This window comes from Cellulomonas sp. KU4C (assembly GCF_056868065.1).
Genome location: NZ_CP200322.1, coordinates 1993896 through 2011538 on the forward strand (window position 1 = coordinate 1993896; position 17643 = coordinate 2011538).

At 74.2% G+C, this 17643-nt stretch carries 15 protein-coding genes, 2 pseudogenes and 1 riboswitch; of the genes and pseudogenes, 8 read left to right on the forward strand and 9 right to left on the reverse strand.

Going from position 1 to position 17643, the window contains the following annotated elements:
• The first annotated feature begins 114 nt into the window (after positions 1-114).
• From AC1VL8_RS09540 to AC1VL8_RS09550, 3 genes are all read left to right on the forward strand, one after another.
• A complete protein-coding gene (locus AC1VL8_RS09540; protein ID WP_483074999.1) occupies positions 115-1332 on the forward strand; it encodes an NADP-dependent isocitrate dehydrogenase in 1218 nt (405 codons plus the stop codon).
• A gap of 199 nt (positions 1333-1531) precedes the next feature.
• Positions 1532-2650 carry an ROK family transcriptional regulator gene (locus tag AC1VL8_RS09545; RefSeq protein WP_483075000.1) on the forward strand — a complete coding sequence of 373 codons (1119 nt, stop codon included), beginning with the start codon at positions 1532-1534 and terminating at the stop codon, positions 2648-2650.
• 46 nt (positions 2651-2696) lie between these two features.
• Entirely contained in the window at positions 2697-3491 is a 795-nt protein-coding gene (locus AC1VL8_RS09550) for an ATP-binding cassette domain-containing protein (RefSeq protein WP_483075001.1), read from the forward strand.
• Between the two features lie 39 nt (positions 3492-3530).
• On the opposite strand, the gene purU is transcribed toward AC1VL8_RS09550, so the two are convergent.
• A complete protein-coding gene (purU, locus tag AC1VL8_RS09555) occupies positions 3531-4394 on the reverse strand; it encodes a formyltetrahydrofolate deformylase (protein ID WP_389226261.1) in 864 nt (287 codons plus the stop codon).
• Positions 4395-4514: 120 nt separating this feature from the next.
• Between purU and AC1VL8_RS09560 the strand changes: the two genes are divergently transcribed.
• From AC1VL8_RS09560 to AC1VL8_RS09570, 3 genes and pseudogenes are all read left to right on the forward strand, one after another.
• Positions 4515-5018, forward strand: coding sequence for a GNAT family N-acetyltransferase (locus tag AC1VL8_RS09560; RefSeq protein WP_483075002.1), 504 nt, complete (start codon positions 4515-4517; stop codon positions 5016-5018).
• Between the two features lie 51 nt (positions 5019-5069).
• Positions 5070-5157, forward strand: a riboswitch (ZMP/ZTP riboswitch).
• 59 nt (positions 5158-5216) lie between these two features.
• Positions 5217-6506, forward strand: a pseudogene (gene glyA / locus AC1VL8_RS09565) (serine hydroxymethyltransferase).
• 11 nt (positions 6507-6517) lie between these two features.
• Positions 6518-7397 (forward strand): annotated as a pseudogene (locus AC1VL8_RS09570) (bifunctional methylenetetrahydrofolate dehydrogenase/methenyltetrahydrofolate cyclohydrolase).
• A 97-nt stretch (positions 7398-7494) separates the two neighbouring features.
• On the opposite strand, the gene AC1VL8_RS09575 reads toward AC1VL8_RS09570, so the two are convergent.
• Entirely contained in the window at positions 7495-8076 is a 582-nt protein-coding gene (locus AC1VL8_RS09575) for a cysteine hydrolase family protein (RefSeq protein ID WP_483075003.1), read from the reverse strand.
• Positions 8073-9533 carry a purine-cytosine permease family protein gene (locus tag AC1VL8_RS09580; protein WP_483075004.1) on the reverse strand — a complete coding sequence of 487 codons (1461 nt, stop codon included), beginning with the start codon at positions 9531-9533 and terminating at the stop codon, positions 8073-8075. Before AC1VL8_RS09580 ends, AC1VL8_RS09575 begins: the two co-directional genes overlap by 4 nt.
• A 105-nt stretch (positions 9534-9638) precedes the next feature.
• Between AC1VL8_RS09580 and AC1VL8_RS09585 the strand changes: the two genes are divergently transcribed.
• The gene (locus tag AC1VL8_RS09585) at positions 9639-10436 is read left to right on the forward strand and encodes an exodeoxyribonuclease III (RefSeq protein WP_483075005.1); all 798 of its coding nucleotides are present in this window, start codon (positions 9639-9641) and stop codon (positions 10434-10436) included.
• Positions 10437-10457: 21 nt separating this feature from the next.
• Here the strand turns inward: AC1VL8_RS09585 and AC1VL8_RS09590 are convergent, their stop codons facing one another.
• Positions 10458-11663, reverse strand: coding sequence for a hypothetical protein (locus tag AC1VL8_RS09590; protein ID WP_483075006.1), 1206 nt, complete (start codon positions 11661-11663; stop codon positions 10458-10460).
• Positions 11664-11730: 67 nt separating this feature from the next.
• Positions 11731-12876 carry an MFS transporter gene (locus tag AC1VL8_RS09595; RefSeq protein ID WP_483075007.1) on the reverse strand — a complete coding sequence of 382 codons (1146 nt, stop codon included), beginning with the start codon at positions 12874-12876 and terminating at the stop codon, positions 11731-11733.
• Between the two features lie 178 nt (positions 12877-13054).
• Here AC1VL8_RS09595 and AC1VL8_RS09600 point away from each other — a divergent pair, with 178 nt between their 5' ends.
• Positions 13055-13615: a winged helix-turn-helix transcriptional regulator gene (locus tag AC1VL8_RS09600; RefSeq protein ID WP_483075008.1), complete on the forward strand. Its 561-nt coding sequence runs from the start codon at positions 13055-13057 to the stop codon at positions 13613-13615.
• A gap of 99 nt (positions 13616-13714) precedes the next feature.
• Here AC1VL8_RS09600 and galK read toward each other — a convergent pair whose 3' ends face one another.
• From galK to AC1VL8_RS09620, 4 genes are all read right to left on the reverse strand, one after another.
• Positions 13715-14983: a galactokinase gene (galK, locus tag AC1VL8_RS09605; protein ID WP_483075009.1), complete on the reverse strand. Its 1269-nt coding sequence runs from the start codon at positions 14981-14983 to the stop codon at positions 13715-13717.
• A gap of 78 nt (positions 14984-15061) precedes the next feature.
• Entirely contained in the window at positions 15062-15856 is a 795-nt protein-coding gene (locus AC1VL8_RS09610) for a DeoR/GlpR family DNA-binding transcription regulator (protein ID WP_389226295.1), read from the reverse strand.
• Between the two features lie 64 nt (positions 15857-15920).
• On the reverse strand, positions 15921-17078 hold the full coding sequence (locus tag AC1VL8_RS09615) for an Mrp/NBP35 family ATP-binding protein (RefSeq protein ID WP_389226298.1): 1158 nt from the start codon (positions 17076-17078) through the stop codon (positions 15921-15923).
• 46 nt (positions 17079-17124) lie between these two features.
• The gene (locus tag AC1VL8_RS09620) at positions 17125-17571 is read right to left on the reverse strand and encodes a DUF1003 domain-containing protein (protein WP_483076223.1); all 447 of its coding nucleotides are present in this window, start codon (positions 17569-17571) and stop codon (positions 17125-17127) included.
• Positions 17572-17643 lie beyond the last annotated feature (72 nt).

Sequence of the window (17643 nt, forward strand, 5' to 3'; positions counted from 1 at the left end):
GGCCGCCCGGGGTCGGGGCACGGCTGTCAGCATGCCAGGGTTCGCTGTGCCGTGCCTGGACGTCGGGCGACCCAGCGCCCGCGAAGTCTCTCGACGTCAAGTAATCTGGCCCGCATGGCGAAGATCAAGGTGGTTGGACCGGTCGTCGAGCTCGACGGTGACGAGATGACGCGGATCATCTGGCAGTTCATCAAGGACCGCCTGATCCATCCGTACCTGGACGTGGACCTGCGGTACTACGACCTGTCGATCGAGAACCGCGACGCGACGGACGACCAGGTGACGGTCGACGCGGCGCACGCGATCCTCGAGCACGGCGTCGGCGTGAAGTGCGCGACGATCACGCCCGACGAGGCGCGGGTCGAGGAGTTCGGGCTGAAGAACATGTGGCGGTCCCCGAACGGGACGATCCGCAACATCCTCGGCGGCGTGGTGTTCCGCGAGCCCATCATCATCAGCAACATCCCGCGGCTGGTGCCGGGCTGGAACAAGCCGATCATCATCGGCCGCCACGCCCACGGCGACCAGTACAAGGCGACCGACTTCGTGGTGCGGGGCGGCGGCACGCTGACCCTGACGTTCACGCCGGCGGACGGCTCGGAGCCGATCCAGCAGGAGGTCGTGACGTACCCCGAGGGCGGCGGCGTCGCGATGGCGATGTACAACTTCGACGAGTCGATCCGCGACTTCGCGCGGGCGTCGTTCGCGTACGGCCTGCAGCGCGAGTACCCGGTGTACCTGTCCACGAAGAACACGATCCTCAAGGCCTACGACGGCCGGTTCAAGGACCTGTTCCAGGAGGTCTTCGACGCCGAGTTCGCGTCGGCCTTCGCCGAGAAGGGCCTCACCTACGAGCACCGCCTCATCGACGACATGGTCGCCTCGGCCATGAAGTGGGAGGGCGGGTACGTCTGGGCCTGCAAGAACTACGACGGCGACGTCCAGTCCGACACCGTCGCACAAGGCTTCGGCTCGCTGGGCCTCATGACGTCCGTCCTCATGACCCCCGACGGGAAGACCGTCGAGGCCGAGGCCGCGCACGGCACCGTGACCCGACACTACCGCCAGCACCAGCAGGGCAAGCCGACGTCGACCAACCCGATCGCGTCGATCTTCGCCTGGACCGGTGGCCTGAAGCACCGCGGCAAGCTGGACCAGACCCCCGAGGTCACCGAGTTCGCCCAGACGCTCGAGGACGTCGTCATCAAGACCGTCGAGAGCGGCAAGATGACGAAGGACCTCGCGCTGCTCGTCGGCCCGGAGCAGGCCTGGCTCACCACCGAGGACTTCCTCGCCGCGCTGGACGAGAACCTGGCCGCCCGCCTGGGCTGACCGCCTCGACCGCGACCCGACGGCCGCCGCCCGCACCCGCGGACGGCGGCCGTTGCCGTCACCCCCTGAACGCACCCCGGCGACCCCGCCCGGGCGGTGCTGGGGTGCCTCGTCCGCCTGTATCCTCGGCTACGTGGGCACTGAGAGGGTGACCCCGGGTTCGCAATCTTCACTGCGTGAAGCCAACCGCGCCCGGATCGTGAGTGCCGTCCAGCAGCGTGGCTCCCTCACGCAGGTCGAGCTGGCCGGTGTCACGGGGCTGTCACCCGCCACGGTGTCGAACATCGTCAAGGAGCTCACCGGCGCCGGGGTCCTGCACACCGCGCCCACCTCCCGCAGCGGCCGCCGCGCCCAGGAGGTCACGCTCGCCCGCAACCTCGGGCTGGTCGGCGGCATCCACTTCGGCTCCCGGTCGCTGCGCGTCACCGTCGCCGACGTCGCGCACCGGGTCGTCGCGGACCAGCGGATGCCGCTGCCCCCGGACCACCGCGCCGACGCGGGCCTGGAGCGCGCGTCCCTGCTGCTCACCGAGCTGGTCGACTCCGTCGGCACCACCGTGTCGGAGGTGCTCGCCGTCGGGGTCGGCGTGCCCGCCCCGGTCGACCCGGAGACGGGCCGGATCGTCTCGGTCGGCGTGCTGCGCGGCTGGGACGGCGTCTCGGTCTCCGACGTGCTGGAGCGCCGGCTCGGGGTGCCCGTGCGGGTCGACAACGACTCGAACCTCGGGGCGCTCGCGGAGCTGCGGCACGGCGCCGCGCGGGGTCGCCGGCACGTCGTCTACCTGAAGGTGTCGCACGGCGTCGGCAGCGGCCTGGTCGTCGACGGGCGCGTGTTCCACGGTCGAACCGGAGCGGCCGGCGAGTTCGGGCACATCACGATCGACGAGAACGGCCCGATCTGCCGGTGCGGGAACCGCGGCTGCCTGGACGCGCTGATCGGCGCGCCCGCGCTGCTGCGGATGCTCGAGTCCAGCCACGGGCACCTGACGCTGGCCGACGTGATCTCCCGCGCGCAGGAGGGCGACCCCGGGTGCCGGCGGGTGATCTCCGACGCCGGTCGGCTGCTCGCGGTGGCCGCCGCGAACACCTGCAACCTGTTCGACCCGGAGCTCGTCGTGGTCGGCGGCCGGCTCGCGGAGGCGGGCCCGATCCTGCTGGACACGTTCCGGAACGTGCTGGCGCAGCGCACGCTGCCGAGCACCGCCGGGCCGGTCGAGGTGGTCGTCTCCGAGCTCGGCACCGCCGCGGAGGTCCGCGGGGCGCTGGACCTGGCGCTCGACCACGCGGGCATCGCCCGGACGATGGCGGTGGCAGGATGAGCCGGTGCAGCACGGCACGCGGCAGGGACGCAGCGGAGGAGGACCAGTGAGCTCACCCGCGGCTGCGTCGACGAGCACGCCGGTCCTGTCGGTGCGGGGGGTGTCCCGCAACTACGGCGCGGTGCGTGCCCTCGTCGACGTCGACCTCGACATCCACCCGCACGAGGTCGTCGCGATCGTCGGCGACATCGGTGCGGGCAAGTCGACGCTCGCGCGGGTGATGTCGGGTGCCCTGGCCCCCGACTCCGGGCACATCGAGCTCGACGGGTCGGCGGTGCAGCTCGCGTCGACCCGCGTGGCCCGGGAGCACGGCATCGCCGCGGTGTTCCAGGACCTCGCGCTGTGCGAGAACCTCGACGTGGTGCAGAACCTGTTCCTCGGGCAGGAGATCCGGCGCGCCGGGATGCTCGACGAGCGGCAGATGGAGCGGCGCGCCTGGGAGGTGCTCAGCCAGCTGGCCGCGCGCGTGCCCTCGGTGCGTGCGCCCGTGCGGGCCCTGTCCGGCGGCCAGCGCCAGGCCGTGGCGGTCGCGCGCAGCCTCGTCGGCAACCCCCGCGTGGTCGTCCTGGACGAGCCGCTGGCGTCGCTGGGCATCTCGCAGACCGCCGAGGTGCTCAACATGGTCGAGCGCCTCCGGGAGAGCGGCCTCGGCGTCGTCATGATCAGCCACTCGATGGTCGACGTGCAGGCCGTCGCGGACCGCATCGTGGTGCTGCGCCTCGGCCGGATCAACGGCGACTTCGATGCGCAGCACGCCTCCTACGAGGACCTGATCGCGGCGATCACCGGCATCACGCCGACCGGGCGGATGCCGCGCCCGACGAGGCCCGCGGCGCTCTGACCCGGGCGCGCGGCCTCATGCGGGCAGCGACGTCCCGGATCAGCGGAAGACGATCGTCCGGTGCCCGTCCAGCAGCACCCGGTGCTCCGCGTGCCAGCGCACCGCCCGTGCCAGCGCCCGCCGCTCGACGTCCTGGCCCAGCGCGACCAGGTCCGCGACGGCGCGGCTGTGGTCCACGCGCTCGACGTCCTGCTCGATGATCGGGCCCTCGTCGAGGTCGCCGGTCACGTAGTGCGCCGTCGCGCCGATCAGCTTCACGCCGCGGTCGTGGGCCTGCGCGTAGGGGCGGGCGCCCTTGAACGACGGCAGGAACGAGTGGTGGATGTTGATGACCCGGCCGCTCAGCGCGCGGCACAGGTCGTCCGACAGGATCTGCATGTAGCGGGCCAGCACGACCAGCTCGACGTCGAGCTCCTCGACCAGGGCGAGCAGCCGGGCCTCCGCCGCGGCCTTGGTGTCCCGGGTGACGGGGACGTGGTGGAACGGGATCGCGTAGAACGCCGCGAGGTCGGCCAGCGCGGTGTGGTTCGACACCAGCCCGACGATGTCGATCGGCAGCCCCTCGGACCGCTGCCGGAACGCGAGGTCGTTGACGCAGTGCGCCGCCGTCGAGCCCAGCACGAGGGTCCGCATCTTCCGGCCGGCGACGTCCAGCGACCAGTCGAGCCCGAACCGCGGCGCCAGGGCCGACAGCGCCGCCTCCAGGTCCGCGCGCGGGCTCGTCGACGCGACCTCGACGCGCATGAAGAACAGCCCCGACAGCGGGTCCCCGAACTGCTGGGACTCGGTGATGTTGCCCCCGTGCTCCGCGAGCAGCCCCGCGACCGCGGCGACGATGCCGGGCTGGTCCGGGCAGGACAGCGACAGGACGAACGAGGTGGGGTCGGGCGCGGAGGTCTGCACGAGGGTCGAGCGTACCGGCGGGGTCTCGTGGGGCCGGTCCGGGTGTCCGACGGGTGGAATGTTCGTGAGCACGGGACCTCTGGGTGGTCCTGCGCGCGGAGCGGCTGAGACGATGGGGGCATGAGCGAGCCCGAGGTGACCATCCGGCCCGTCGTCGACGCGGACGCCGGGGAGCTGCTGACCCTGCGCCGTGCCGCGTTCGTCACCGAGGCCCAGCAGTACGACGACCCGCACATCCCGCCGCTGACCCAGACGCTCAGCGAGCTGCGCGCGGACCTCGCCGCGGACGGCGTCGTGACGCTCGGCGCGTGGGCCGGTCACCGGCTCGTCGGCTCGATCCGGGTGGTCCTCGAGGGGCCGAAGGCGACGCTCGGCCGGTTCGCGGTCGCGCCCGACCAGCAGGGCCACGGCATCGGGACCCAGCTGCTGCTCGCGATCCTGCCCCACCTGCCCGAGGGCGTGGAGGAGATCTGGGTGTTCACCGGCCGCGACTCCGTGCAGAACCTCGCGGTGTACGAGAAGCACGGCTACACCCACGAGCACGACCAGACCGTCGGGGACCTCACGTACGCGTACCTGCGTCGCATCCTCGGGGACCCGGACGAGGCCGAGGCGCCCGCCTGACCTCACCCGTCGTGAGACGCCCCGCCCGGGACGGCGGGGACGTTGCTAGGCTGACGGGGTCGCGACTGGCGCAGAGGTGGGTCACCACCGGGGAGCGACGCAGCAGCATGACGTCGGGTCGGACGCCTGGGCCCCGCGGTCACCCCACACCATCGGTGTGCGGTCGACAGACCGCGCACGCCGACGCCGAGGAGACGCATGAGCGCCGAGAACACGCCCCTGCTCGACCAGAACCTGTCCGAGGTCGACCCGGAGATCGCGGCCGTCCTGGACGGCGAGCTCGCCCGCCAGCAGGGCACGCTCGAGATGATCGCCAGCGAGAACTTCGTCCCGCGCGCCGTCCTGCAGGCGCAGGGCTCCGTGCTGACCAACAAGTACGCCGAGGGCTACCCGGGCCGCCGCTACTACGGCGGCTGCGAGCAGGTCGACATCGCCGAGGACCTGGCGATCACCCGCGCGAAGGACCTGTTCGGCGCCGAGCACGCCAACGTCCAGCCGCACTCCGGCGCCACCGCGAACGCCGCGGTCCTGCACGCGCTCGCCAACGCCGGCGACCGCATCCTGGGCCTCGAGCTCGCGCACGGCGGTCACCTGACCCACGGCATGAAGATCAACTTCTCCGGCAAGCTCTACGACGTCGGCGCCTACGGCGTGAACCCCGACACGTTCCTCATCGAGCCGGAGGCGATCCGCGAGGCGGCGCTCAAGCACCGCCCGCAGGTCATCATCGGCGGCTGGTCCGCGTACCCGCGGCACCTCGACTTCGCCGCGATGCGCGAGATCGCCGACGAGGTCGGCGCGAAGCTTCTGGGTCGACATGGCGCACTTCGCGGGCCTGGTGGCCGCGGGCCTGCACCCGTCGCCCGTGCCGTACGCCGACGTCGTGTCGTCCACCGTCCACAAGACCATCGGCGGCCCCCGCTCCGGCTTCATCCTGAGCAAGCAGGAGTACGCCAAGAAGATCGACTCCGCCGTGTTCCCGGGCCAGCAGGGCGGCCCGCTCATGCACGTCATCGCCGCCAAGGCCGTGTCGTTCAAGATCGCCGGCGGCGAGGACTTCAAGGACCGCCAGCAGCGCACCATCGACGGCGCGCGGATCATCGCCGACCGCCTCGTGGCCCCCGAGGTCGCGGCCGCGGGCGTCTCCGTGCTGACCGGCGGGACCGACGTGCACCTCGTGCTCGTCGACCTGCGGAGTCGTCGCTCGACGGCCAGCAGGCCGAGGACCTCCTGCACGACGTGGGCATCACCGTGAACCGCAACGCGGTGCCGTTCGACCCGCGCCCCCCGCGCGTCACGTCCGGCCTGCGGATCGGCACGCCGGCGCTCGCGACCCGCGGGTTCGGCGACGCCGAGTTCACCGAGGTCGCCGACATCATCGCCACGGCGCTGGTGGACGGCGCGTCGGCCGACGTCGAGGGCCTGCGGGCGCGGGTGGCCAGGCTGGCCGACGCGTACCCGCTGTACCCCGGCCTGCAGCAGTACTGAGAGGCGTGCTGATGACGGCGAAGACGCTCGACGGCAAGGCCACCGCGGCCACGATCAAGGCCGAGCTGCCGGACCCGGGTGGAGGCGCTCGCGGCCCGCGGCGTCACCCCGGGCCTCGGCACGCTGCTGGTGGGGGAGGACCCGGGTTCGCTGTCCTACGTGGCCGGCAAGCACCGGGACTGCGCGGAGGTGGGCATCGCCTCCATCCGCGAGGACCTGCCGGCCGACGCCACGCAGGAGGAGATCGAGGCCGCGGTGCGGCGCCTGAACGAGGACCCGGCGTGCACGGGGTTCATCGTGCAGCTGCCGCTGCCGCGTGGGATCGACGCCAACCGGGTGCTCGAGCTCGTCGACCCCGACAAGGACGCCGACGGCCTGCACCCGACGAACCTGGGCCGGCTGGTGCTGCGGGTCAACGAGGAGATCACCTCCCCGCTGCCCTGCACGCCCCGCGGCATCGTCGAGCTGCTGACCCGGTACGGCATCGGGCTCGACGGGGCGGACGTGACGGTGGTCGGGCGCGGCACCACGGTGGGGCGGTCCATCGGGCTGCTGCTGACCCGGCGCGAGGTCAACGCCACGGTCACCCTCACGCACACCGGGACGGTCGACCTCGGCGAGCACACCCGCAACGCGGACGTGATCGTGGCCGCGGCCGGTGTCCCCGGCATCGTCACCGCGGACCTGGTCAAGCCGGGTGCCGTCGTGATCGACGTCGGCGTCTCGCGGGTCACCGACGTGGACTCGGGCAAGGCCCGGATCGTCGGCGACGTCGACCCGGGCGTGGCGGAGGTCGCCGCGTGGGTCTCCCCGAACCCCGGCGGCGTGGGCCCGATGACCCGCGCGATGCTGCTGGCGAACGTGGTCGAGACGGCCGAGCGCCAGCGCTGACGCCCGTCGCGCGAGGTCGAGGGTTTCGCACGCTGGAGGGGGCTGAAACCCTCGACCTCGCGTGGAACCCTCGACCTCGACTGCCGACCCCGCCGGGTCAGGTGCGGGAGAGCAGCGCGCGGGCCGTGGGCGTCGGCACGACGTCCGCCAGGGGGGCGTAGAGGCGGATCGCGTCCAGGGCGCGGGCGTGCGCGGCGTCGTCGGAGCCCGCGCAGCCCTCGGCGACGACGCGGACCGCCACGCCCGCGTCCGCCGCGGCGAGCGCCGTCGACAGCACGCAGCAGTCCGTCGAGACGCCGACCAGCAGCATCGTGTCGCCCGGCGCGACGTGCGCGGCGAGGTCCGGCCCCCACTTGCCGAACGTGGTGGCGGTGACGACCGCGGTCTCCGCAGCCAGGTCCGCGAGTCCCGGGACCACCCGGTACGTGGGCGCGTCCGGGGGCTGGAGCGCGAACGGCCAGTCCGCGTAGTACGCGACCCACGCGCCAGCGGGCTCGTCGGGCGCCACGAACCGGGTGAACACCGTCCGGTCCGGCCCGGCCGCCTCGGCGAGCTCCCGGACGACCGGCAGCGCCTCGGCGAACCGCGGCGCCGCCCACGGGCTCCCGGCGTCGGCGAACACGGGCTGCATGTCCACCACCACCAGGACGGTGCGCCCCGACCCGCCCGCGCCGGTCACCGCAGCGCCTCCTGCCGGCGCACCGCGCCCCGGCGCAGCAGCAGCGTCCCGCCGAACCCGACGACCAGCGCGACCAGCACCCCGAGGTTCGCGTACGCCCACGCGCCCTCGGTCCCGCCGAGCCCGAGCGGACCCAGCAGGTAGCCCTGCCAGCCCAGCCACGCGGCCGAGCCGTTCGTCACGAGCCCCCAGCCCAGCAGGGTGCCCGCGCCGAGCAGCGCGAGCGGGACGGCAGGTGCCCGGCCGTAGCGCCCCTCGGGCCGGTACAGGTCGAGGTCGTCGTAGTCGCGGCGCCGCAGCAGCACGTCGGCGAGCATGATCCCCGCCCACGCCGCGATCGGGACGCCGAGGGTGATGAGGAAGCCCTGGAACACCCCGAAGAACGAGTCGGACCCGAACACGATGTACACCGTGCCGAGCACCATGATCACGCCGTCGATCCCGGCGGCGACGGGCCGGCTGACCGGCAGGCCGGTGGCGACCAGGGCCAGGCCCGAGGAGTAGATGTCCAGCACCGCCCCGCCGACCAGGCCGAGCACGGCGACGACCGCGAACGGCACCAGGTACCAGGTGGGCAGCACGGTGGTGAGCGCGCCGATCGGGTCGGCGCTGATAGCGGTCCGCAGCTCCGTGTCGGACCCGGCCAGCAGCAGCCCGAACACCAGCAGCACGACCGGCGCGAGCGAGGCCCCGAACGTCGTCCACACGACGACGCCGCGCCCGGAGGTGTGCCGGGGCAGGTAGCGGGAGTAGTCCGCCGCCATGTTGACCCAGCCCAGGCCGAACCCGGTCATCATGAACACCAGCGCGCCGATGAACGCCTGCGCGGTGCCCGCCGGGATCGCGGTGACGGCGTCGAGGTCCACGTGGTCGAGCACGAGCAGCACGTACCCGACGGTCAGCACCGCGGTGACGACCGTGATGACGGTCTGCATGCGCATGATGAGGTCGAACCCGAACACGCCGCCCGCGATGATGAGCGCGGCGACCACGAGCAGCGCGACGACCTGGACGGCGGACCCGCCGCCCCAGCCGAGGGCCTCCACGACGGTCGCGGTGGCGAGGGTCGCCAGGGCGGTGAGGATCGTCTCCCAGCCGACCGTCAGCAGCCACGACAGGACGGCCGCGACCCGGTTGCCGTGCACCCCGAGCGCGGCGCGGGACAGCACCATCGTCGGCGCGGAACCGCGCTTGCCGGCCAGGGCGACGACCCCGCAGAGCAGGAACGAGAACACGATCCCGACGACGCTCGCGACCACCGCCTGGCCGAACGACACCCCGAAGTCGAGCACCCACGCGCCGTAGGACAGGCCGAGCACGGAGACGTTCGCCGCGAACCACGGCCAGAACAGCTGCCGGGGCGTGCCCTTGCGGTCGGCGTCGGCGATGACGTCGACGCCCGCGGACTCGACGGTCAGGGCGCCGCCGGTGCTGCCGGCGGTGGTGGGGACGGTCATCGGACCTCCTGGGTGCGGCGGTGAGGTGCCCATCCCACCACCCGCGCGGGCCCGGCGGGAGGGGTGGTGGGTGTGGTGTCAGTGGCATGCGCCAGGATGGTCCGCGTGCTGACGGTAGCGACTGTGAACGTGAACGGGATCCGGGCCGCCTTCAAGCGGGGGATGGCCGACTGGATCGAGGCCCGACGGCCGGACGTCCTGCTGCTGCAGGAGGTGCGCGCGACGGACGAGATCCTCGGCGACCACCTCGCGGCGGACGGCTGGCACCTCGCCCACGAGGCGAGCGAGACGAAGGGGCGGGCGGGGGTCGCGATCGCGTCCCGGCTGCCGATGCACGCGGTGCGGATCGGCATCGGCACCGGCGTCCCGACCGACAGCGGACGGTGGGTGGAGGCCGACCTGGAGCTGCCGGACGGCGAGCTGCTGACGGTGGTGTCCGCGTACGTCCACTCCGGGCAGGCGGACACGCCGAAGATGGCCGAGAAGTACGCGTTCCTCGACGTGATGACCAAGCGGATGGCCGAGCTCGCGGGCCCCGACGCGCGCGCCGTGGTCGCGGGGGACCTCAACGTCGCGCACCGCGAGGTCGACATCAAGAACTGGCGGGGCAACCGCAAGGCCGCCGGGTTCCTCCCGGAGGAGCGCGCGTACCTGGACCGCTGGTTCGACGAGCAGGGCTGGCGCGACCTGGGGCGCGAGCACGGCGGCGAGGGCCCGGGGCCGTACACGTGGTGGTCGTGGCGCGGGCAGGCGTTCGACAACGACTCCGGCTGGCGGATCGACTACCAGCTCGCGACCCCGGCGCTCGCGGACCGGGTGCGCACGGTCGAGGTCGACCGCGCGGCGACCTACGACGCCCGGTTCAGCGACCACGCCCCGGTGGTCGTCGCGTACGACGTCTGAGGCGCGCCCGGGCGCGCGGGCTCAGCCCGCGCGCTCGGCCTCCCAGGCCGCCGACTGCGAGCCGGGGGCCCCGCCGCGCATCGACACGATCGCGCCGGTCGCGTCGGCGGTGACCCAGCCGTCGTAGTAGTCGTCGTCGACGGACAGCACGATCTCGACCGGGGCGATCGCGTCCGACGCCGTCCCCCGTCGGACGTACACGACCGGGCCGTCGGCGTCGTCGATGCCGGTGAGCTCCGTCATCTGCGCGGTCAGGCGCTCCACCACGGACCAGTCGAGGTCGCGGACGTCGTAGAGCGCGGCGGGCAGGTCGGCGGGGTCGGGCTGGATCAGCTCGGCGCCCTCGCGCACGGCGCCGCCGTCGCGCCAGCTGAACGAGTCGGTGGTGGTCGCCCCCGGGGAGGTCGGCGCCTCCGCCACGGCGTAAGTCCGGAACAGCACGACGTCGACGAACTGGGTGCCGCCGGCGGCCTGGGCGAGGTCGTCGACGACCTGCTGGGTGCGCGCGGCCGGGAAGATGCTCGCCGCCTCCGCGCGGGCGCGGTCGGCCTCGTCGCGGGCCTCGTCGAGGGACGTGCCCTGGACGAGCGCGACGACCAGGTCCCGCTCCGGCCACGCCCGCGCGCCGAGGCCGACGACGAACGCCAGGAGCAGCAGGGCCGCGGGGATCCGCAGCAGGCCCTGCCGGTCGCGGCCGCGAGCGGGCGCGATCTCCCAGGCGGGCGGCTCGGGCATCGCGGCCACGGTCGTGTCGCGGTCGGCGGCGGCCTGCCAGTCGCCGGGGGCGGGGTCCAGCAGCGCGACGTCGGGCCGGTCGGCGTGCAGCTGCGCGACCACGACGACGGCACCGCGCTGCAGCGACGGCAGCCGGCCGAGGTTCACCAGGGCGCGCGTCGACGTCGTGTACGCCGGTCGGGTGCGGGACGCCACGGCCAGGCGGATGTCGCACAGCGGCTGGTCGTTGACGGAGCTGCCGGTGGCGCGGGTCTCGATCACCCGGGCCAGCGAGACGCGGTTCTCCCGGACCGCGGCCTCGACGTCGGCCGCGCTCGCGCCACGGACCCCCGCGAAGCCGCGGCCGATCGAGACGACGACGAGCAGGATCGTCATCAGCGCACCCGAGACGGGCACGGCCCAGGGCCAGGCGTCACCTCCGACATCGGCGGTGAGGAGGACGACGGACGCGGTGAAGAAGCCGATGGTCGCGGCGAGCAGCAGGCGGAGCACGTCCAGCATCCTGCCCGCGGGCGCGGCGCTGGTCCAGCCGGGCGTGGCTCTGACGTGCGGCGATGCCTCAGGCCGGGGCCGGCGCGCCCGGCAGGTCCCGCATCCGCAGCAGCGGGGACAGCAGCACGGGCAGCGCCGCCAGCACCGCGCCGCCGGCCGCGACCCACAGCGCGGGCAGCACACCCCAGGAGTGCCCGATCCACCCGCCGAGCAGCGCCCCGAAGGGCGTCGTCCCCCAGACGATGAACCGGACCGAGGCGTTCATCCGGCCGAGCAGCGCGGGCGGGCAGACCCGCTGCCGGAAGCTGACCTGGGCGACGTTGTAGACGACCACGGCGAAGAAGAACAGCACGCCGCCGACGACCAGCGTCACCTGGGGGTCGACCGGCAGCACCGACGCGAGCGGCGTCAGCGCGGCGCCCGGGGCGAACGCCAGCGCGGCGAGCGGGATCAGCCGCCCCTCGCCGACCCACCGCTGCAGGCGGTCGGCCGCGACGGCCCCGGCCAGCCCGCCGACCGCGGACGCCGACAGGACGGTGCCGTAGGCGGCCGCGTCCAGCCCGAGGACGCGCAGCGCGTAGATGACGCCGACCGCGGCGCCGACGGCGGAGAACAGGTTGCCGACCGCCGTGCAGGCGACGATCCGGCGCAGCAGGGGCTGGCGCACCACGAACCGCAGACCCTCGGCGATCTCGACCCGCAGCGGGCGCCGGTCGGCGACGGGCGGCAGCTGCTCGACCTGCCGGATCCGGCCGACCGCGAGGGCCGAGACCAGGTACGTCACGGCGTTGACCGCGATCACCGCCGGCGCGGGGACGACCCGCAGCAGGGCGCCGCCGAGCGCCGGGGCGGCGACGTGCGCGACCGACGCGGTCGCCTGGAGCTTCGCGTTGCCCTCGCCGATGTGCTCCAGCCCGACCAGACCCGGCACGTAGGACTGGTGCGCGACGTCGAAGAACACCGTCGCCGCGCTGATCACCAGCGCGCCCGCGTACAGCACGGGCATCGACGCCAGCCCCGCGAACGCGAGCCCGATCACCGCCGCGAGGGTCGCCGCCCGGACCAGGTCGGCCGTGACGAGGACGCGCCGCTTGCGCATCCGGTCCACCCACGCGCCGGTCGGCAGGCCGATCACCAGGAACGCGGCGGTCTCGGCGGCGGTGAGCACGCCCATCTGCCACTCGGTGGCGGCGAGGTCCCGCACGGCGAGCACCGGCAGGGCGATCCCGGTGAGCTGCGCCGAGCTGGCCGAGCGCGTCGCCGACCCACAGGCGCCGGAAGTCAGGGTGGTGGACGAGCGAGCGCCGGCGCGGTGGCGCCTCGGGTCCGGACATGGCGGTCAGCATGGCGTCACTGATTGGGAAGTGTCAATCAGTGGCTAGGATCGGCGCATGACGCAGCCCGCCGACGCCGACGCCGACGACCACGCCGAGCTCGACGCCGACGCGCGGGCGCTCGCCTCGGTGCTCCGGCTGCGGATCCTGCGGCTCTGCCTCGACGAGGCGCTGACCAACCGGGAGATCGCCGAGCGGCTGGGTCGCAACCCCGCGACCGTCCTGCACCACGTGCGCACGCTGGTGGACCGGGGGTTCCTCGCGGCCGACCCGGTGCGCCGCGGGGCCCGGGGGTCCCGCGAGGTGCCGTACCGCGCGACGAGGAAGTCCTGGCGCGCCCCCGACTTCCCCGGCAAGTGGCAGCTGATGGCGGCCACGTTCCTCGAGGAGCTGCACGAGTCCGACCCGGCGACCGTGCGGATGACCCGGCTCGGTGTCCGGCTCAGCGCGACCGAGCGGGACGAGCTCCTGGCGCGGGTGGACGCGTTCGTCGAGGAGCTCGCCCAGCGGCCGCCGACCCCGGGAGGGCGGCCGTACTCGCTGCTGGTCGCGATGCACGAGGACGCGGCGCGGCTGCCGCGGCCCGACGCGCTGCCCGACGAGCGGCCCGGGCGGTAGCGCGACGACGGCCGCCGCCCGCACGGTGGCGGGCGGCGGCCGTCGGCACGCCGGGTGGGTCGGCGGGAGTCGCGGGATCGTCCGCGGGGGAGCGGCCGGTCAGGCCGCGGGGCCGCTCGCCGTCGCGACCAGGAACGCCGGGGCGTGCAGGTCCTGCGTCGCGAACGCGTCCGCGACGGCCGCGGCCACCGCGTCGACCGCGTCGGCGCGCACGAGCGCGATCGCCGAGCCGCCGAAGCCGCCACCGGTCATCCGCGCGCCGAGCGCCCCCGCCGCGCGCGCGGCCTCGACGGCGACGTCCAGCTCGCGGCAGGAGACCTCGTAGTCGTCGCGCAGCGAGGCGTGCGACGCGTCCATCAGGTCGCCGACCTCCTCGACGCGGTCCTCGTCCAGCAGCGCGACGAACTGCGTCACGCGCTCGATCTCCGTCACCACGTGCCGGACGCGGGTGACCAGCACCTCGGCGTCGCCGGAGCCGTCGCCCACCGGACCGGTGCCGTGCGCGAGCGTCGCGAGGGCGTCGCCCAGCCGGTCCGGGGCGATCTCCCGGAGCGTCGGCACGCCGAGGATCGCCGCGGCCTCGTCGCACGCGGCGCGGCGCGCGGCGTACTGGCCGTCGACGAGCGCGTGCTCGGCCTTGGTGTCGATGACGAGCAGCGCGAGGTCGTGCGCGGCCAGGTCGAACGGCACGTGCCGCACCGACCCGTCCCGGCAGTCCAGCAGCAGCGCGTGCCCGGCGCGGCCGCGCAGCGACACCGACTGGTCCATGCCGCCGGTGCTCGCGCCCGCGATCTCGTTCTCGGCGCGGATGGACGCCGCGGCGAGGACCGTCCGCCCGGCGTCGTCCGGCTGGTCCGCGGTGCCCGCCAGGCCCAGCCCGTAGAGCGCGTCGATCGCGACGGCCGCGGCGCACTCCAGCGCGGCCGAGGACGACAGGCCCGCGCCGTAGGGCACGCACGAGTCCACGGCGACGTCGAACCCGCCGACCTCGTGGCCCGCCTCGCGCAGCGCCCACGCGACGCCGACCACGTACGCCGGCCAGCCGCTGACGGTCCCGGGGGCGACCTCGGACAGCGCGACCTCGCGGATGCCCGTGGCCTCCTGCGCCGAGACGAGGCGCACGGTGTCGCCGTCGGTCCGGCGCACGGCGACGTACGTGCGGTGCGGCAGGTCGAACGGCAGGCACAGGCCGCCGTTGTAGTCGGTGTGCTCCCCGATCAGGTTCACCCGGCCCGGCGCCGACCACGTGCCGTCGGGCTCCGCGCCGAACCGGTCCGCGAACAGGGCGCGCACCCGCGCGGCACCGTCCGTGGGCTCCCAGGCACCGACCCACACGGGGGTGGTCGCGGGCTCGTGCTGCTGCTCCATGAAGGTCATCGCTCCTCGGCGTGGGGTGGTGCGGGGTGTCGTGCGGGGTGTGGTGCTGTCGGGGTCAGGCGGGTCGGGTCAGGCGGGGTCGGGCGTCAGCAGCGTGCAGCCCGCGTCGGCGAGCACCGCGCGTGCGGGCTCCGGCAGCGCGGCGTCGCTGACCAGCACGTCGACCTCCTCCAGCGCGGCGATCCGGGCCAGGCCCATCACGCCCCACTTGGTGTGGTCGGCCAGCACGGTCACCGCCGCCGAGCAGTGCAGCAGCGCCCGGTCGGTCGCGGCCTCGGCCAGGTTCGGTGTCATCAGACCCGACTCGTCCAGCCCGTGCACGCCGAGGAACAGCCGGTCGACCCGCAGCGTCGCCAGGGCGGTGTCCGCGACCGGGCCGACCAGGGCGTCCGACGGCGTCCGGGTGCCGCCGGTGAGGATCACGTCCAGCGCCCCCGCGCCCGGGACCGCCCGGTGCAGGGTCTGCGCGACGGGCAGGGAGTTCGTCACGACGGTGAGCGGGCGCAGCGCCGGGTCGGCGGCGATCCGCTGGGCCAGCAGGTGCGTCGTCGTGCCCGCGGACAGCGCGATCGCCTGACCGGGCTCGACGGTCGCCGCCGCGAGGTCCGCGATGGCGTCCTTCTCGGCCGTCGACCAGGTGCTCTTCGCCTCGAAGCCCGGCTCGTCCGTGGGCCGGCTCGCCCCGTCGACCGCGACCGCGCCGCCGTGCACCCGCCGCACGAGGCCCGCGCGGTCGAGCTCGGTGATGTCCCGGCGCACGGTCATCTCGGAGACGTCGAGCTGCTCGACCAGGTCGGCCACCCGGACCGCCCCGTGGGCGCGCACCTCCGCGACGATGCGGTCCTGCCGTTGACTCGCGAGCACGGGGCCAGTATCCACCAGGAACGAACAGGAACCAACACGCCCGACCGGCGCCTGCCGCCCCTGCCTACCGCCCGACCGGCGTCAGCCCCAGCGACTTCCCCGCCAGCCCGCGCGACCGCGACGTCAGCGTCGTCGCGACCTGCCGCAGCGCGACCGCGGCGGGGGAGTCGGGGTCCGTGAGCACGACGGGGGTGCCGCCGTCGCCGGCCTCGCGCAGCCGGATGTCGAGCGGGACCTGGCCGAGCACCGGCACGGTCGTGCCGGTCGACCGGGTCAGGCCCTCGGCGACCCGCGCGCCGCCGCCCGAGCCGAACAGCTCGAGCCGGCTGCCGTCGGGCTGCTCCAGCCACGCCATGTTCTCGACCACGCCCACGACGGACTGCCGGGTCTGGGTGGCGATCGACCCGGCGCGCTCGGCGACCTCCGCGGCGGCGAGCTGCGGCGTGGTGACGACGACCAGCTCCGACCCGGGCAGCAGCTGCGCGACCGAGATGGCGATGTCGCCGGTCCCGGGCGGCAGGTCCAGCAGCAGCACGTCCAGGTCGCCCCAGAACACGTCCGCGAGGAACTGCTGGAGCGCGCGGTGCAGCATCGGACCGCGCCAGACGACGGGCTGGCCGGGCGGCACGAACATGCCGATCGAGATGACCTTCACGTCGTGCGCGATCGGCGGCAGCAGCATCTCGTCCACGCGGGTCGGCGGCTGGGTCACGCCGAGCATCCGGGGGATCGAGAAGCCGTAGATGTCCGCGTCCACGACGCCGACCCGCAGGCCGTCCTGCGCCATCGCGACCGCGAGGTTCGCGGTGACGGACGACTTGCCGACGCCGCCCTTGCCGGACGCGACCGCGAACACCTTGGTCAGCGAGGTGGGCTTGCTGAACGGGATGACCGGCTCCGCGCCGCCGCGCAGCCGCTCGGTGAGCGCGGCGCGCTGCTCGGGGCTCATCACGCCCATCGCCATCCGCACGTCCGCGACGCCCTCGACGGTGAGGACCGCGGCGGTGACGTCCTTCGTGATCGTGTCGCGCAGCGGGCAGCCGGCGGTGGTGAGGTCGATGCCGACGGTCACGCGGGTGCCCTCGGGCGCGGCGGTGTCCACGTCGACCGAGCGCACCATGCCGAGGTCGGTGATCGGTCGCCGGATCTCCGGGTCGAGCACCCGGGTCAGGGCCTGGCGGACGGCAGCGGCGACGGCCTCGGGGTCACGGGTGTCCGGCATGCGCCCATCGTAGGTCGGCCGCGGGGTGCACCCGGCGGGACCGGCGTCAGGACGGCTCGGTCGACCGACGGTCCCGGCGCTCGGTGCGGCGCTCCTGGGCGCCGTCGGAGTCGGACTCCGCGTCGTCGCGGTCCTCGAGCAGCTCCTCCATGAGGTTGCGCAGCTCGGACCGCACGAAGTCGCGGGTGGCGACCTCGGACAGCGCGATGCGCAGCGCGGCCATCTCCCGGGCCAGGAACTCGGTGTCCGCGAGGTTCCGCTCCGCGCGCTGCCGGTCCTGCTCGGCCTGGACGCGGTCGCGGTCGGTCTGCCGGTTCTGCGCGAGCAGGATCAACGGCGCCGAGTAGGACGCCTGCAGGGACAGCATCAGCGTCAGGGCGGTGAACCCGTTCGCGGCCTTGTCGAACCGCAGCCCCTCCGGGCCCCAGGAGTTCCACGCCAGCCACGCGACGCAGAACAGGCTCAGCCAGAGCAGGAACCGCGGGGTGCCCATGAACCGGGCGATCCCCTCGGAGACCTTGCCGAACGCGTCGTCCTCCAGCTTGGGCAGCCAGGTCCGGCGCGC

Coding starts and splice junctions, on each gene's coding strand:
- AC1VL8_RS09600 (WP_483075008.1), top strand. CDS start 13,055: ATGACGCAGCCCGCCGACGCCGACGCCGACGACCACGCCGAGCTCGAC.
- AC1VL8_RS09560 (WP_483075002.1), top strand. CDS start 4,515: ATGAGCGAGCCCGAGGTGACCATCCGGCCCGTCGTCGACGCGGACGCC.
- AC1VL8_RS09580 (WP_483075004.1), bottom strand. CDS start 9,533: ATGACCGTCCCCACCACCGCCGGCAGCACCGGCGGCGCCCTGACCGTC.
- AC1VL8_RS09620 (WP_483076223.1), bottom strand. CDS start 17,571: ATGGGCACCCCGCGGTTCCTGCTCTGGCTGAGCCTGTTCTGCGTCGCG.
- galK (WP_483075009.1), bottom strand. CDS start 14,983: ATGGAGCAGCAGCACGAGCCCGCGACCACCCCCGTGTGGGTCGGTGCC.
- AC1VL8_RS09615 (WP_389226298.1), bottom strand. CDS start 17,078: ATGCCGGACACCCGTGACCCCGAGGCCGTCGCCGCTGCCGTCCGCCAG.
- AC1VL8_RS09540 (WP_483074999.1), top strand. CDS start 115: ATGGCGAAGATCAAGGTGGTTGGACCGGTCGTCGAGCTCGACGGTGAC.